11 protein-coding genes are annotated in these 15,293 nt (G+C 46.2%); 4 read left to right on the top strand and 7 right to left on the bottom strand.

Annotation, left to right across the window (positions count from 1 at the left end; translation table 11 throughout):
• Window positions 1-1,008 (bottom strand): LacI family DNA-binding transcriptional regulator, encoded by a 1,008-nt coding sequence (locus GZK95_RS05875; protein ID WP_075714566.1) that lies wholly within the window; start codon window positions 1,006-1,008, stop codon window positions 1-3.
• A gap of 239 nt (window positions 1,009-1,247) precedes the next feature.
• On the opposite strand from GZK95_RS05875, the gene GZK95_RS05870 reads away from it, so the two are divergent.
• Window positions 1,248-2,168, top strand: a complete 921-nt coding sequence (locus GZK95_RS05870) for an aminoimidazole riboside kinase (RefSeq protein ID WP_075714568.1) — start codon at window positions 1,248-1,250, stop codon at window positions 2,166-2,168.
• 63 nt (window positions 2,169-2,231) lie between these two features.
• Here the strand turns inward: GZK95_RS05870 and GZK95_RS05865 are convergent, their stop codons facing one another.
• Together GZK95_RS05865 and GZK95_RS05860 are read right to left on the bottom strand one after the other, a co-directional pair.
• A complete protein-coding gene (locus GZK95_RS05865) occupies window positions 2,232-3,857 on the bottom strand; it encodes a glycoside hydrolase family 32 protein (RefSeq protein ID WP_075714570.1) in 1,626 nt (541 codons plus the stop codon).
• A 166-nt stretch (window positions 3,858-4,023) separates the two neighbouring features.
• Window positions 4,024-5,013 carry a LacI family DNA-binding transcriptional regulator gene (locus GZK95_RS05860; protein WP_075709329.1) on the bottom strand — a complete coding sequence of 330 codons (990 nt, stop codon included), beginning with the start codon at window positions 5,011-5,013 and terminating at the stop codon, window positions 4,024-4,026.
• Between the two features lie 246 nt (window positions 5,014-5,259).
• Here GZK95_RS05860 and GZK95_RS05855 point away from each other — a divergent pair, with 246 nt between their 5' ends.
• Both GZK95_RS05855 and GZK95_RS05850 read left to right on the top strand, forming a co-directional pair.
• Entirely contained in the window at window positions 5,260-6,699 is a 1,440-nt protein-coding gene (locus tag GZK95_RS05855) for a sucrose-specific PTS transporter subunit IIBC (RefSeq protein WP_075714572.1), read from the top strand.
• A gap of 256 nt (window positions 6,700-6,955) precedes the next feature.
• A complete protein-coding gene (locus GZK95_RS05850) occupies window positions 6,956-8,605 on the top strand; it encodes a methyl-accepting chemotaxis protein (RefSeq protein ID WP_075709326.1) in 1,650 nt (549 codons plus the stop codon).
• A 64-nt stretch (window positions 8,606-8,669) separates the two neighbouring features.
• On the opposite strand, the gene pheT is transcribed toward GZK95_RS05850, so the two are convergent.
• Window positions 8,670-11,057, bottom strand: coding sequence for a phenylalanine--tRNA ligase subunit beta (pheT, locus tag GZK95_RS05845; protein ID WP_075714574.1), 2,388 nt, complete (start codon window positions 11,055-11,057; stop codon window positions 8,670-8,672).
• 18 nt (window positions 11,058-11,075) lie between these two features.
• The gene (pheS, locus tag GZK95_RS05840) at window positions 11,076-12,059 is read right to left on the bottom strand and encodes a phenylalanine--tRNA ligase subunit alpha (protein ID WP_075709324.1); all 984 of its coding nucleotides are present in this window, start codon (window positions 12,057-12,059) and stop codon (window positions 11,076-11,078) included.
• A 249-nt stretch (window positions 12,060-12,308) separates the two neighbouring features.
• On the opposite strand from pheS, the gene GZK95_RS05835 reads away from it, so the two are divergent.
• Entirely contained in the window at window positions 12,309-12,791 is a 483-nt protein-coding gene (locus tag GZK95_RS05835) for a GNAT family N-acetyltransferase (protein ID WP_075714578.1), read from the top strand.
• Between the two features lie 52 nt (window positions 12,792-12,843).
• Here the strand turns inward: GZK95_RS05835 and GZK95_RS05830 are convergent, their stop codons facing one another.
• Both GZK95_RS05830 and GZK95_RS05825 read right to left on the bottom strand, forming a co-directional pair.
• Complete coding sequence (locus tag GZK95_RS05830) at window positions 12,844-13,959, bottom strand: GGDEF domain-containing protein (protein WP_075714580.1); 1,116 nt, start codon at window positions 13,957-13,959, stop codon at window positions 12,844-12,846.
• A 158-nt stretch (window positions 13,960-14,117) separates the two neighbouring features.
• Complete coding sequence (locus GZK95_RS05825) at window positions 14,118-15,260, bottom strand: hypothetical protein (RefSeq protein WP_083626189.1); 1,143 nt, start codon at window positions 15,258-15,260, stop codon at window positions 14,118-14,120.
• Window positions 15,261-15,293 lie beyond the last annotated feature (33 nt).

Raw genomic sequence — 15,293 nt, 5'->3', positions numbered from 1 at the left:
CTAGTTCGATTCGCGGCGAAAATGCATTTTTGCCGCGATTACGGCGGTTTCAACTGAAGCTTGTGGGTCTTTGAGCAACTGCTGAGCGAAAGCAAACAGCGTGGTCGATATTGCCTCACTATCTTGCTCTATTGAGTCAATCTTGATCGGCAAACAATCAAGAATGTCATAGTTATCAAACGTCCCTAGACGAATCGAGTTATCCAATAAATGGTGCTCAGAAAGGTACTTTAAGACCCCTTCTAATAAGGAATACGATGCAGTAAATACCGCATGCGGTACACGACCAAGTTGATTCACCGCTTCCGCCATTAGTTCGTAACCAGAACTTGGCTGGTAGTCTCGACTCAAAATCAATGTTTGGTTAGGCAACAGATTGGCTTGCTCTATTCCTGCTCGATAACCCGCTAAACGTTCTTGACTGGGCGATAGCAAGTCTTGCCCACCAATATAGAGGCACTCATCACACCCACTTACCAGACGCGCCACCAACGCCTTCGTCGCTCGGTAAGCATCCGTCTTAACATTGACAAACTGGCTATCTGCAAAAGTTCGGTCAAAAAATATCACTGGTGTGGCTGTGACCCTTTCACGATAAAATATCTCATCGGGCATTGCAGATGCCACCAGCAATAAGTCTACCTGCCGCTTAATCAGATCTTGCACCACTTGCATCTCTTGTTGTTGATCGTCATTCGACGACGCGATCAACAACTGATAGCCCGCTACGCGCAACAGCTTCTCTAATGATTTGGCTGTATTCGCAAAGCCCATATTGGCCAAATCTGGAATCACCAAGCCGATGGTATAAGTTTTTTTTGATTTCAGTGCGCGCGCATAAACACTTGGGGTGTAGTTATGTTGTTTAGCAATGCGTTGTACTTTCTCGACGGTATCAGCATTAATACGGTGTTTTTCTGCGTGCCCGTTAAGCACAAAACTAACCGTCGACTTGGATACCCCTGCCAAGTCAGCAATATCCGCTAATTTTAATTTCTTTTGACTCATGTTGCGTCCGTTATGAGCTATCGCGATTGAACATCACTCTCTGCTGCGTATGCTAACTGCTTCGCCTGCCTCTGTCAGTCATTGCGATACTTCCTCAGCCAAACTTAAGAGAACATACCCCGTTTTCGATCACAGATCTGAGTAAATTCATCAACTCGCGAAACAAGTTTATTGATTTGCTAAACCGTTTTAGCAATCATATCAGCAACGCTTCAATTTTCCAATTTAAGGTGCAAACTATGAGCAAAGTATGGCTAACCGGTGACGCCGTTGTTGACCTCATCCCTGATACAGAATCAACTTACCTCAAATGCCCAGGCGGTGCGCCGGCAAACGTGGCTGTTGCAATCGCTCGTTTAGGTGGCGATGCCGCTTTCTTCGGCCGAGTGGGACAAGATCCTCTCGGGCGCTTTATGAAGCAGACGCTCACAGCAGAGCGAGTAAACACGGATTCGATGTTGCTTGATGATGCACATCGCACCTCAACAGTGATCGTTGATTTAGACGACTCAGGTGAGCGCAGCTTTACTTTTATGGTGAAACCTAGTGCTGATCAGTTCTTAGAACTTTCTGACATACCGACCTTTTCTCAAGGCGAATGGCTGCATGTTTGCTCAATTGCGCTGGCAAATGAACCAAGCCGCAGCACCACATTGGAAGCGATGCGCCTAATAAAGCAAGCGGGTGGTTTTGTTAGTTTCGATCCAAACCTACGCGAAGAAGTATGGGCAAACCCAGCAGAACTTATTCCAGTGGTTCGCCAAGCCATTGCGCTTGCTGATGTGGTGAAATTCTCCGACGATGAACTGATGCACCTTACGCAAACAGCAAGCCTTGAACTAGGTTTAGCGTCCTTGCAAGAGTTTGCGAATACCCTCGTTCTTGTGACGCAAGGGGCGAAAGGGGCGCTTATCGTCTTTGGTGGCGAGCAAGAGTTAGTGTCTGGTAAAGCCGTCAAACCAACCGACACTACAGGAGCAGGTGATGCTTTTGTCGGCGGTTTACTCGCCAAACTTTCCCAACACCTTGAATGGGCAAATCGAGATGTAATTTATCAAGCGGTTAACTGGGCCAACGGCTGCGGAGCATTGGCAACCACGCAAAAAGGCGCAATGACGGCGCTACCGACTCAAGTCGCACTTGCTGAATATATTGGTTAACTACAAAACCAAAATCCCCGCTAGCTAAGCGGGGATTTTTTCTATCACCAAGGAAAACTATCATCAATTAACTTGAAAGGGTGCTGTCGCCGCTTTCAGTATCTTCACAATCGCGTTTGCTTCGCCGCCATTGACCGACATTGCCGTCGCGCACTTGTTGGTAAATACTCTCGATGTCATCACTGCCTCACCGCCATTAACAAACAGTTCCACCGAGGAGTTATCTGCAAGAATACGTAACTTAACCTTTTGGCTAGTCAGCGGCAGTTCTCTTTGCGTATCCATTGCACGGTTAAGCGTACGGCTACGATCCAAAATCAATCGTTGATTCTCTTGCTCAGCTTTAATCACCAAGGCACTCTCTTGATCAACAAATAGATTCAAACTCTGCCCCCACTCTAGTGTTATCGACATATCAAAACATTTGGTGCCAATATCAATGCGTTGCTGGCTAAGTGATAACTCAAGTTGTTTATCAACCAGAGCGCTCATTTCAGCAATCGGCCACTGACAAAGCTTACCGTCACGTACTGATAACTCACGTAACGCGGTCAGTTGATGAACCCAGCCTCGACTTGGTTGATCAATCTCATCGGGTAAGCCCATCCAACCCGATAAAACTCGGCGACCGTCGGCTGTTACCATGGTTTGTGGGGCATAAAAATCGAACCCGTAATCAAGGTGAGCAAAATCAGACAAGCTTGGTGAATTCTCATTCCAAGTTGCTTTGAAGTAGCCATTATGATGAGGAATCGTGTTGTACTTAGAGAAAGACTCAATCCCTTGAGGACCAATAATGGCAAACCATTGGCCATCAAGTTCAAACATATCGGGACATTCCCACATATAGCCCATATCCCCTGTCTCATCACCATACAGCTTATCAAACCGCCAATGATGCAAATCGTTGGAGCGATAAATAGCTAAACGCCCTTTCAAATCCGTTGTCTGCGCCCCCAATAACATTAACCATTCGTCATTACGACGAATGATTTTGGGATCTCGAATATGCGAAGTTACTCCTGGAGGAAGTTCACCTATTACAGGGCCATATTTTTCAAAATGAATCCCATCTTTTGATGTGGCTAAGCATTGGGTAGTATGACGGTCTCGTTGTGGTCCGATTCGCGTATTTCCAGTGTAGAACAACATCAGTTGCTCATCCTGACTTAAGGCGTGACCGGAAAAAACTCCATGACTGTCAAACCAATCTGAAGGCGTTAAAGCAACAGGTTGCCAGTGCCAGTTGACCAAGTCTTTGCTAGTCAAGTGCGCCCAATGTTTGTCCTTGTGAACACAAGCGTATGGATACCACTGGTAAAACAAATGGTACTCACCATTATGGTAGATAAAACCATTTGGGTCGTTAAGAAGTCCCTGCGGTGGAGAGATATGCCATTGAGGTCGATAATCACATGGTACGGGCTGACAAAATGGTCGCAGTTGCTCCAATTGACGCTCACTAATTTGACGACCAAGTTCGATCAACTGACTGTCAGTAATCATCTCAGTGCGAACAAAAGTGAGTTGCGTCTCCTGCTGAACCTGTTCAACCGACTCAACCTCCGTATTATGTTGGTCAATTAGCTTAGCATCCAACACAACTAAGATTACTCGCTCATCAGGGCTGAGTACTCTCGCGATATTTTCTATACCACCAGCAATCTGGATAAAACTTGATAACGACATCAAACAAACCTATAAAATTGGGAACGTTTGCAAGAATAGAAAAATTCATCGTCAACAACAAGTCTCTGTCACTTAAACCACAACACTTCGTGATCTAAGACACAAAAAAAGGAAGCCTCGCTTCCCTCTTGTTCAATGCAATATACTCGGCGCTCATGCCCTTAACTTAACAAGTTTCCCGCTCCACATTATCAAACGTGAGTACCACTTTACTCATCTCTTGTGGCTTGCCGTCAATGAGATCAAGGAGTAATGCAGCACCCTTTTCTCCTGCTTTTACAAACGGATAGCTAAAGGTAGAGAGATTAGGAGACACCACGTAACCGAGCTCATCGTTACCGACCCCCAGCACTTTTACCTGCTCACCAACTTTAATGTTGGCTTCTTGCAAGGCTTTAATCGCGCCAACAGCAATGCGGTCCGTTGCGCAGAACAAACCATCAAGCTGTGGATAGTCATGTATAATGCGTTTTACTTGCGCATAACCAGACTCGATGGAGAACTCACCGTGACTGTGAAACAACAAAGGCGATGCCCCACGCATTTGCAGTGCTTGTTCAATACCCTGCGAGCGGAGCTTATCTACTGCAATATCAGAGGCATCAACACCAATAAAACCAATCTGTTGACAACCTTTATCAAGTAAGCGATTGCCAGCTTCAAACCCCACACGCAAATCATCATGTACTACGCTTGGGATGTTAAATAGCGAGCCATCTTGCCCCACTAATACCACCGGTGCTTTAGATGCCTTAATAGCATTAACCAGTTCCATATCAATATGCGTCGCGTACAACACAATCCCTTCAACCCGCTTTTGGTTGTAGATATGAATATATTCAATCTCTTTGGCTGAGTCTTGCTGCGAACTTGCCAGCAAGACGTGCTTTCCCGCCGCGTCAAACACGGCGCTTAAACCGTCAACCCCTTGCGAGGTGGCATTCGAAGCGACGCGAGGGACAATCACCCCAACCAAGTTAGTCTTTTGGCATTTCAGATCCTTTGCGACTTGGTTTACAACATAACCGCACTCTTTAACTGCCTGCATGACCTTGATTTTGGTCGCTTCTTTTACGCCATACTCGTTGTTGACTACGCGAGATACCGTAGATTTTGATACGCCAGCTAATTTCGCTACGTCATGTAAGCTTGCCATTCACTTTCCTATTGGTTTGCTTGGGAATGTTTGCAGAAAACACCTCAGTTTGAGTATGAATTTTACCTAGTATCGTGATTTTAGCGAATGTGTTTAGCTGATCCAGTTCACATAAACCACCAACATCCTTTGACGTTGATGGATAAATCCACAAGAATTCATTTCGCAAACGTTCCCAAAAGTTCTCAATCTTTTTCGAACACACTTTAATAAGAACTAGAGCCACATAATTTACTGGGGTTTGGAATGAACTATCCAATAATCGCAAAACAACTGCTTGAGCACCTTGGAGGTAAAGATAACCTACAAGCGCTTGCTCACTGTGCTACTCGCCTACGTCTCGCTTTAAAAGATGACTCGCTTGTTAATGAAGACGCGGTCGCCGAACTTGAGGGAGTAAAAGGTCAATTTAAAGTTGCCGGTCAATACCAAGTTATTTTTGGTTCAGGCATCGTCAATCAGGTGTACGCAGAAATGGCGAAACTCACCGGTATGACGGAAATGTCGACCAGTGATGTTGCATCAGCAGGTGCGCAAAAACAGAATATTGTTCAGCGTGCGGTCAAAGGCCTGTCTGATATTTTCGTACCAATCATCCCAGCGATTGTCGCTGGTGGTCTGTTAATGGGTATTTTTAACCTGTTAACCGCACAAGGTTTATTTATCGACGGTCAATCTTTGATTGAAGCAAACCCGGACTTGGCCGATCTTGCCAGCATGATCAACACGTTTGCGAACGCCCCGTTTGTCTACTTACCAGTTCTGTTGGCATTTTCAGCCAGTAAAAAGTTTGGCGGTAATCCATTTTTAGGTGCAGCGCTTGGTATGTTGATGGTTCACCCTGACTTACTCAATGGCTGGGGATTTGGCGGTGCAAGCGTAGCGGGTACCATCCCAACATGGAACATCTTCGGCTTTGAAATTCAGAAAGTAGGCTACCAGGGCTCAGTGCTACCTGTTCTGGTCTCTGCGTTTATTCTGGCGAAAGTCGAGAACGGCCTACGCAAGTTTATTCCATCGGTTCTCGATAACTTGCTTACGCCAATGTTAGCTATCTTTATCACTGGTTTCTTAACCTTTACTCTAGTTGGACCAATTACTCGTGATATCGGTTTCCTACTGGGTGATGGCCTGAACTGGCTATATGATTCGGCGGGCTTTATCGGTGGTGCCCTATTTGGCTTTATTTATGCGCCTTTTGTTATCACAGGCATGCATCACAGCTTTATTGCCATTGAGACGCAGCTCCTTGCCGACATCGCTGTCACTGGTGGTACGTTTATCTTCCCTATCGCGGCAATGTCTAACATTGCGCAAGGTGCAGCAGCTCTCGCCGTAGGTTTTACAACTCGAGATACCAAATTAAAAGGGATCGCAATGCCATCAGGGGTGACGGCGCTACTAGGCATTACCGAGCCCGCGATGTTTGGTGTTAACCTCAAGCTGCGTTACCCATTTATTGCCGCTATCATCGGTGCTGCATCGGCAAGCGCGTTCATTACACTATTTAATGTTAAAGCCCAAGCGTTGGGTGCGGCAGGTCTTCCTGGGGTGATTTCAATTGTTCCAGATAAACTGGGCTACTATGTTGCTGGTATGGCAATTGCGTTTGTGATCACTTTTGCGCTGACGCTAGTTTTAGGCGCTCGCGATCGCATCAAAGCGAAGGCAACTGCCACCGCGTAATCATGGCAGCGCCATTTGTAGGCTAAGTCTGACAAAACCCCAAGTTCATGCTTGGGGTTTTTGCGTATGGCGTCCCAGTTTTATTAAATCTTAATTTGCTTAATTCGAGAACAACCAATCCGTCACATTTTGATACATATAAGTCGCTTATAAATATCATTATTCAAACGAGTTAATATTTGTTAACTCACTCTTATCCAAGCTCTCACGTCGCTCTCAGACAAGCTCATTCATCATATTCAAACAGGATTTTGGTATGTTTCTTGATAAAACTACAATTAGAACTCGGCTTATATTAGCTGTACTTGCCCCTTGCCTTGCCTTATTGGTCGTGGCCGTTTTAAGTGTTAGCTCTATGAGCAAAATCCAAACTCAAACCGAAGCAATTTATCTCAATACCGCTGACCCGATGCGATCAATGGCAGAAGTCGCATCACGTATTCCCCGTATGCGCGTAGGTATTGATATGATGCTGCTCCAACAAGTGGAATCCCTGCAAGATAAGAAAGGGGTGTTAACGCGTGTGAAAGAAACCCGCGAAGAGGACATTCCTGAACTTGTCACCTCGTTAGAGCAAGCCGTTGCTGCGCAAGTCAATCCTGAAATGAAGCAAGAAGCTACTGCACTTAAAGCGGCAATGGAAAAGATGGTCAATGAAGAGCTAACCCCGATGTTAGCCGCATTCGAACGTGGTGATATGGCAACCGCGAGCCAAATCTATCAACAACAATATGCCAAAAGTTACGGTACCCTGCGCAAACAAGCTGCTGCAATTCTAGATAACTTACTCGTGCAAGCGGAAGCGCAACATGCACAGAGCGAGCAGACATTCGTCAAGGGCGAGTACACCCTGTTTGGGGCCATTGCTGTTGGCTTGCTACTCTCTTTCGCAATCGCCTATATTGTGGTCAGTGATATGCGTAAAAAAGTCGATGCGCTGAAGAAAGACATGAACCACGCCGCGAATGACTTGGCACTCGATGTTCGCCTTGATGTCTCTTCAAATGATGAACTGAGTGATATTGGGCGAAGCTTTAACTCGTTAATGGATCGTGTGCATGAATCCATTTCTGAAATTATGACCAGCAGCCATCGCATGTCAGAAGCCGCTGAGACATTGGCTAGTCAAGCACACCAAACTCAGCAAATTTGTGTCTCACAACGTGACCGCACAACGCAAGTCGCCACAGCTATTAATGAACTTGGTGCTACCGTAGGTGAAATTTCTTCGAATGCTGCAAGCGCGGCAAATATTGCCAGAGAAGCAACCGAACAGGCGAACGTCGGCGTCACGAAAGTCACCGAAACGACCAGTAATATTGAGTTCTTATCTACGGAAATTGACGGAGCAAAATCTGTGGTTAGCTCGCTTGCGGTGCAAGTGGAAGATATCAGCTCAATTCTAGAAACCATTCGCAGTATCTCCGAGCAAACTAACCTGTTGGCACTCAACGCGGCAATCGAAGCCGCCCGTGCTGGTGAGCAAGGACGCGGTTTTGCTGTAGTAGCAGATGAGGTACGCAATCTTGCAAGTCGCTCTGCGGAATCCACCGAAGAGATCCAAGGTGTGATCAATCGCCTTCAGCAAGAGTCGACCAATGCGGTTGATTCCATGTCACGTGGACATGAGCAAAGTACGATTGTTGTTGAGCAGTCTGAAGCGGTGGCGCTATCACTGCAACAAATTAACGCCTTTATTGAAATGATCAACGACCAAAATACCTTGGTGGCGACCGCAACGGAAGAGCAATCAACCGTAGTGAATGATATCAATATGAACATTAGTGAGATCAGCACCTTAACAGATGAAACTGCGCAGGCGGCCGACCAACTTTCTGCCAGCAGCGAAACTCTCAATGGGCTCTCAAGCCAGCTTGAAACTCTGGCTAAACGATTTAAAGTTTAGCCCTATCATGAGACGAAAAAAAACCTGCCGCTTGGCAGGTTTTTTATATCCGTCTCTTTAAGTATTAGTCGCGTAGAGTTGCGCCAAACTTCTCTGAAACGTGAGCAACGATTGCATCAACCGCACCTGCGATATCTGCATCTTCAAGCGTGCGCTCTAGAGACTGTAGCGTTAGTGCGATAGCTAGGCTCTTCTTGCCTTCTTCTACGCCTTTACCTACGTACACGTCAAATAGACGTGCGTCTTTCAAGAACTCACCACCCTGCTCTAGACAAGCGTTTACGATGTCGCCAGATGCCACTGCTTCGTCGACTACTACCGCGATATCACGACGGTTTGCAGGGAACTTAGACAGTGCGACTGCTTCTGGAATCACGCGAGTGTTGATTGCATCCCATTCGATTTCGAATACGATAGTACGACCGTTTAGACCGAACTTACGCTCTAGTTCTGGGTGTACCGTACCAATCACACCGATCTCTTTGCCATCTAGTACGATAGCTGCAGATTGACCAGGATGTAGCGCTGGGTGCTTAGCGGCAACGAAAGAGTAGGCTTTTTCGTTTGCAGATAGCTCAAGTACCGCTTCTAGATCCGCTTTAAGATCGAAGAAATCAACGGTTGCTGTTGCCATATCCCAGTGTTCTTCACCGCGAGTACCCGCGATAACACCTGCTAGCATTGGCTCTTGACGCATGCCGTTTTCTGCCGATTCACATGGAATGAAACGCAAGCCGTATTCGAATAGACGAACACGTGGTTGCTGACGTTTTTGGTTGTGAACCACAGTATTTAGCAGACCTTGGATTAGACCTAGGCGCATTGCTGACATGTCTGCCGAGATTGGGTTTGGCAGAACAAGTGGTGCAACATCTGGCACGATCAGTTTTTGTTGCTCAGGCTCTACGAAGCTGTAAGTAATTGCTTCGTGGAAACCACGGTCAACCAGCAGATCACGCACGCGTTTTAGCGGTTGGTCCGCTTCAACGTGGTTGTGCATAGTCAGTGCAGCAATTGGGTGTTGATTTGGAATGTTATCGTAACCGTAGATACGACCAACTTCTTCAATCAAATCTTGCTCAATAGCAATGTCGAAACGCCATGTCGGTGCAACAGCAACCCAACCTTCAGCATTTGCTTCAACTGTCATACCTAGACGCTCTAGGATCTCTACCACGTCTGCATCCGCAATGTGGTGACCCAGTAGGTTGTCTAGTTTAGTGCGACGAAGTGCTACTTGGTTTGGCTTAGGTAGGTCTGCTTCAGACTCCACTGCCACTACTGGTGCAACTTCACCACCACAAATTTCGATTAGAAGCTGTGTTGCACGGTCAACGGCTTTGAATTGTAGTGCGTAATCGACACCACGCTCAAAACGCATAGATGAATCAGTGTGTAGACCGTAGCTACGAGCACGACCACGAATGTGGTCAGGAGCAAAGAATGCACACTCAAGTAGTACATCTTTAGTTTCAGTGCTAACGCCTGAATCTTCACCACCGAAGATACCCGCAATTGCAAGCGCTTTATTGTGGTCAGCCACTACAAGAGTATCGGCGTTTAGCTCTGCTTCACTGCCATCTAGAAGTACTAGCTTCTCACCTTGCTCAGCCAGACGTACAACGATGCCACCTTCAATCTTAGCAAGGTCAAATGCGTGCATTGGTTGACCTTGTTCTAGCATTACGTAGTTAGTTACGTCGACTACTGGGTCAATTGAACGCATGCCACAACGACGTAGCTTCTCTTGAATCCAAAGCGGTGTTTCTGCTTGAACGTTTACGTTTTTGATCACTCGACCAAGGTAACGTGGACATGCCGCAGGTGCTTTGACTTCAATTGAAACCGTGTCAGTGATCGTTTCTACTGCAGCTTCAACTGCTGGCTCTGTAACGTCAGCGCGGTTTAGAACGCCCACTTCACGAGCAAGACCACGAATGCTGAAACAGTCTGCGCGGTTAGCCGTTAGGTCAACGTCAACAGTTACATCGTCTAGACCTAAGAATTCGCGGAAGTCAGTGCCAACCACTGCGTCTTCTGCCAGTTCCATAATGCCGTTTGATTCTACATCGATACCCAGTTCAGTGAATGAACAAAGCATACCGTGTGAAGGCTGGCCACGTAGCTTGGCTTTTTTGATTTTGAAATCACCCGGTAGAACAGCGCCTACCGTTGCAACTGCAACTTTTAGACCTTGGCGACAGTTAGCCGCACCACATACGATGTCTAGAAGCTCTTCTTCACCTACGTCAACTTTCGTTACGCGCAGTTTGTCAGCATCTGGGTGTTGACCACACTCAACAACGTGACCCACTTTTACGCCGTTGAACGTGCCCGCTACAGGTAAAACGTCATCTACCTCTAGACCAGCCATAGTGATTTGGTGTGTTAGTTCGTCAGTGGTAATCGCAGGATTCACCCACTCACGAAGCCATGATTCGCTGAATTTCATTGTGCTTGATCCCCTGGATTACTTGAACTGTTTTAGGAAACGAAGATCGTTTTCGAAGAACGAACGCAGATCGTTTACACCGTAACGAAGCATAGTTAAACGCTCGATACCCATACCAAATGCAAAACCAGAGTATTTCTCAGGGTCGATACCTACGCTGCGCAGTACATTCGGATGAACCATACCGCAGCCTAGTACTTCTAACCATTTGCCGTTCTTACCTTTCACGTCAACTTCTGCTGAAGGCTCAGTGAATGGGAAGTAAGAAGGACGGAAACGAACTTCCACTTCTTCTTCAAAGAAGTTACATAGGAAATCGTGTAACACACCTTTAAGCTGTGCAAAGTTCACGTTTTCATCAACAAGCAGACCTTCCACTTGGTGGAACATTGGCGTGTGCGTTTGGTCGTAATCATTACGGTATACACGGCCTGGTGCGATGAAGCGGAATGGTGGTTTACCATTTTCCATCGTACGGATCTGTACGCCAGATGTGTGAGTACGCAGCATCAAGTCTGGGTTAAAGAAGAAAGTATCGTGATCAGTACGTGCTGGGTGATCCGCAGCAATGTTCAGTGCGTCGAAGTTGTGGAATGCATCTTCGATCTCTGGACCAGCTTCAGTGCTAAAGCCTAGCTCGCCAAAGAACTTCTCGATACGTTCTACAGTACGAGTAACTGGGTGTAGACCACCGTTTTCAATTCGACGACCTGGTAGAGTCACGTCGATTGTTTCAGCAGCGAGTTTCGCTTCTAGCTCAGCACTTTGTAGTGCGTCTTTACGCGCAGCGATTGCTTGCTGTACTACGCCTTTTGCTTTGTTGATCTCTTGACCAGCTTCGCGGCGCTCTTCCGGTGGCAGTTTACCTAGGCTTTGAAGTTGAGCCGTTAGCTCACCTTTTTTACCTAGATACTGAACACGCACTTCATCAAGTGCGACTAGCGATTGTGCAGCTTCAATTGCTGCGCTCGCATTAGCAATGATCTCTTCTAGATGTTGCATCGTTTCCTCATCTACCTACGCCCCCTTTTAAGCAAAGCTCAAAGCGAGTGACATAAGTGGTAGTTCCATAAGCGTCCCAATCGGGATCTTGGGTCTTTAAATAGCTGTACATAGTAACGAATGACACGTCTAAATCCAATCTGAAATCACTATTCTCACTGTCTTTGAGTAAAAATTCGGCTCTAATATTGATAGTTGGAATTTTTATACCCACATCAAGGGATATAGACATGTGCAAAGGAAGTCAAAATGTCGTTAATCGTCAAACCAATTCTGGCTGAACAGAATGAAGAAATATGCAATATAATCAAAACGGTAGGCGCTGAATTTGGCGCTATTGGTGAAGGGTTCGGACCATCCGATGCCGAAGTAGAGGCGATGAGTCACTACTACACTGAAAAAAACAAAAGTTTATATTTAGTCGCCACGATTGATGGTGACGTCGTAGGAGGGTGTGGTCTTGCTCCACTCAATCATTCCGATGATATATGCGAACTAAAAAAACTCTTCCTTTTGCCCCAAAGTCGCGGTTTGGGATTAGGTAAGAAACTCACGCTCGCATGTTTAGACTTTGCCAAGCAGCAAGGGTTTAGCCAGTGCTACTTAGACACTTTAAGTTCCATGCATGCTGCTATCACTCTGTATGAAAAAGTCGGCTTTGAGCATTTAGATGCTCCGATTGCTAGCAGCATACACGGTAGCTGTGATGTATGGATGATAAAATCACTATAGAGCTGAGCAAATCGGCTTATGGGCGCAATAAAAATCCATTCAAACGTTGATACTATTCCACGCTAAGCCAAGCGGATACTCGATTTCGCCCTGCTGCTTTTGCACGATACACTGCGTTGTCTGCGACTTTAATCAGATCGTGATAACTCTCCATCGAACCCAATCGCTCAGCGACACCAACACTAATGCTGCCACGCCAAAATGCTTTACCCAGATCGAGTTGCAGTTCTGATATTGACTCTTGCGCTTGGCGAGCGACATACAGACCACCTTGTTGGTCGGTATTGGGACAAATTACAAAGAATTCATCACCACCCAACCGACAAACCACATCATCATTGCGAAAATGATGTTTAAGCAAGGTGGCAATCTCTTGCAAAACCAAGTCCCCTGCATCATGCCCTGCACTATCATTCACCTCTTTGAAATGATCAACATCGATCATAATCGCCACCAGCGGTTCGTTTTTAACCGATGCGACATCCCACAACTGTTTGAGTTGGCGCATTGCACAGCGGCGATTGGGTAACTGGGTAAGGGAATCCGTCAGCGAGAGTTCCTCTAACTGCTCATTGGCTTTGAGCAGCTGCTTAGTGCGCTCTTGCACCATATCTTCAAGATTTTGGTTAAGCTCCAATAGCGCCTTATTACGCTCAGAAACTTGTTCAAATAGGCCCGTTAGCGCCGCAAGTAGTGGCTCTGTGCTACTATCTGAGGCCTTTTCCTCTTCCTCATACGCCACTTTGGCATCAATCCCACGGTCAATTTTCGCCAATTGGCGAGACATGTTTTTGTCGATACCTAGGATGTGGTAAGCCAACCAATGGATAAGAAAGTTGAGCAACAGTTCAGATGCCCGTTTGTTTTCCGCATTCACAAACGCTTGCATGCTAATGATCTCAGTCATAAACGCTCGATGCACCTTGATGTGCCGTTGTAAATGCTCTGAGTAGATGCCTTTTTGACGCATCAAGGCTTCTTCTTCGCGGAAATGAAACTCTGAATATTGGGAAAGCTCAAACAAGATGGTTCGAATATCGTGCAGCGAAATGGTGTTTTCGGCGACCAACACACCATAGCGATTAATAATATCCACAAGAAACTGATGTTGTTCATCGACTTCATCAATCCCCGTTTCATAACAACTGTCCCATTGGAATGAGTTCATAGGCCAACCTTTCCGCAACTGTTTTTTAATTATTTAGTTATATTTTGTGTAACATTCTATCCAATTTAGTGTAATAACTCATACTTATTATTTAAAAAAAGGGAGCTTGATCTGCTCCCTTAGTTTGTTTTTACGCGACTGGTCTATAGCGCTATTAGCTAAAAATAATACTCTATCGATAGTTCAACAAAATCATCGCGCCGTGCAAAATAGAGTAAGTCAGTTGGCGTCTGATTTTCGAACCACCACGCATTCAATCGCCATTTCAAATGATTGGTTAAGCGACTCGATGCTTCTAACTTACCGTTATAGACGTCACGGTGATCGAGATCCTGCGTTAACCCAACAAGCACTTCTGTCCCCGCTTCATCATTGAGAACAAAGCGACTGCCAATAAACAGGTCATTCTGCCCAACAGATTGAGCGTTATTTCCTCGGCTGTCATAGAGATATTCAGCTATATAGCCAATATCCAAAACAGAGCCAAATACGCCAATATGGGTGTATTCAAAGCCCGCTACGCTGGCGGTATGGTGATCAAAACTATCCCGATATATGGCTTCTAGTTTCCATAGCCAGTCACCAACAATCCCCTGCAGATCGACACCCAATTGTGAAGATTGAGCATAAAACGGCACCAGTACTAATTGGTTGCTATGGGACGCTACACGATAGTAAGGGTCTCGATTGGTACCATTAAAATAACTCACCCCAATATCCCAATCGTCAAGCATCGCACTGTACCTAAAGGCATAGTCTAGATGAGCTTGTTTTCTTGATGATTCGTACATCGCATCTGAGACAATCGGCAACGGCGGTCTAAGTCGCCCATCGAGCCCTGCAAACGTGCGTTGTCGAAAGTAAGGTAATAAGATTGAGTCCAGCGTCCCCCAAGGTTTGATTAGCGCAAGATGCAGCATTGGTTGTCCTAGTTTCTGCTCTCCATCCACCGACTCCACTGCATCGGTTTGATTGACAACATCGACCAGATGCGCCGACTCAGTCACTCCCCAAAATACTTTCCCAACGCCGATGCGCAACTCATAATCATCCCAATATTTAAGCCACAGCGCCTCGCGTAGATCTGCATGGGAGCGTTCTTGATCCAAACTGTCATAGCGATAAAACGGCACCAGAGTAAAGCTCGATGAACCATCCTCCCCCTGCCAATAGAGCTCTGGTTGCAATACCACCGAGGTTTGACCTTGGCCTTGCCCCTGTGTCCCTTGCGACAGAAACTGCCGATGTTCTAGGTTTACCTGCCCACTCAACTCGAGCGCACTCGCAAATTGGCTTGCCATGATTAATGTGCCAAGTGCCAACTTGAAATAAAA

This window comes from Vibrio panuliri (assembly GCF_009938205.1).
In the GTDB taxonomy this organism is placed as follows: Bacteria; Pseudomonadota; Gammaproteobacteria; order Enterobacterales; family Vibrionaceae; genus Vibrio; species Vibrio panuliri.
Note: the sequence above shows the minus strand (reverse complement) of the source record. Positions and strands in the feature narration are given on the sequence as shown.

Excerpts from the sequence above, each read along its gene's own strand:
- GZK95_RS05865 (WP_075714570.1), bottom strand. The coding sequence starts at position 3,857 with ATGTCGTTATCAAGTTTTATCCAGATTGCTGGTGGTATAGAAAATATC.
- GZK95_RS05870 (WP_075714568.1), top strand. The coding sequence starts at position 1,248 with ATGAGCAAAGTATGGCTAACCGGTGACGCCGTTGTTGACCTCATCCCT.
- pheT (WP_075714574.1), bottom strand. The coding sequence starts at position 11,057 with ATGAAATTCAGCGAATCATGGCTTCGTGAGTGGGTGAATCCTGCGATT.
- GZK95_RS05875 (WP_075714566.1), bottom strand. The coding sequence starts at position 1,008 with ATGAGTCAAAAGAAATTAAAATTAGCGGATATTGCTGACTTGGCAGGG.
- GZK95_RS05855 (WP_075714572.1), top strand. The coding sequence starts at position 5,260 with ATGAACTATCCAATAATCGCAAAACAACTGCTTGAGCACCTTGGAGGT.
- GZK95_RS05850 (WP_075709326.1), top strand. The coding sequence starts at position 6,956 with ATGTTTCTTGATAAAACTACAATTAGAACTCGGCTTATATTAGCTGTA.
- GZK95_RS05825 (WP_083626189.1), bottom strand. The coding sequence starts at position 15,260 with ATGGCAAGCCAATTTGCGAGTGCGCTCGAGTTGAGTGGGCAGGTAAAC.
- GZK95_RS05860 (WP_075709329.1), bottom strand. The coding sequence starts at position 5,013 with ATGGCAAGCTTACATGACGTAGCGAAATTAGCTGGCGTATCAAAATCT.
- pheS (WP_075709324.1), bottom strand. The coding sequence starts at position 12,059 with ATGCAACATCTAGAAGAGATCATTGCTAATGCGAGCGCAGCAATTGAA.
- GZK95_RS05835 (WP_075714578.1), top strand. The coding sequence starts at position 12,309 with ATGTCGTTAATCGTCAAACCAATTCTGGCTGAACAGAATGAAGAAATA.
- GZK95_RS05830 (WP_075714580.1), bottom strand. The coding sequence starts at position 13,959 with ATGAACTCATTCCAATGGGACAGTTGTTATGAAACGGGGATTGATGAA.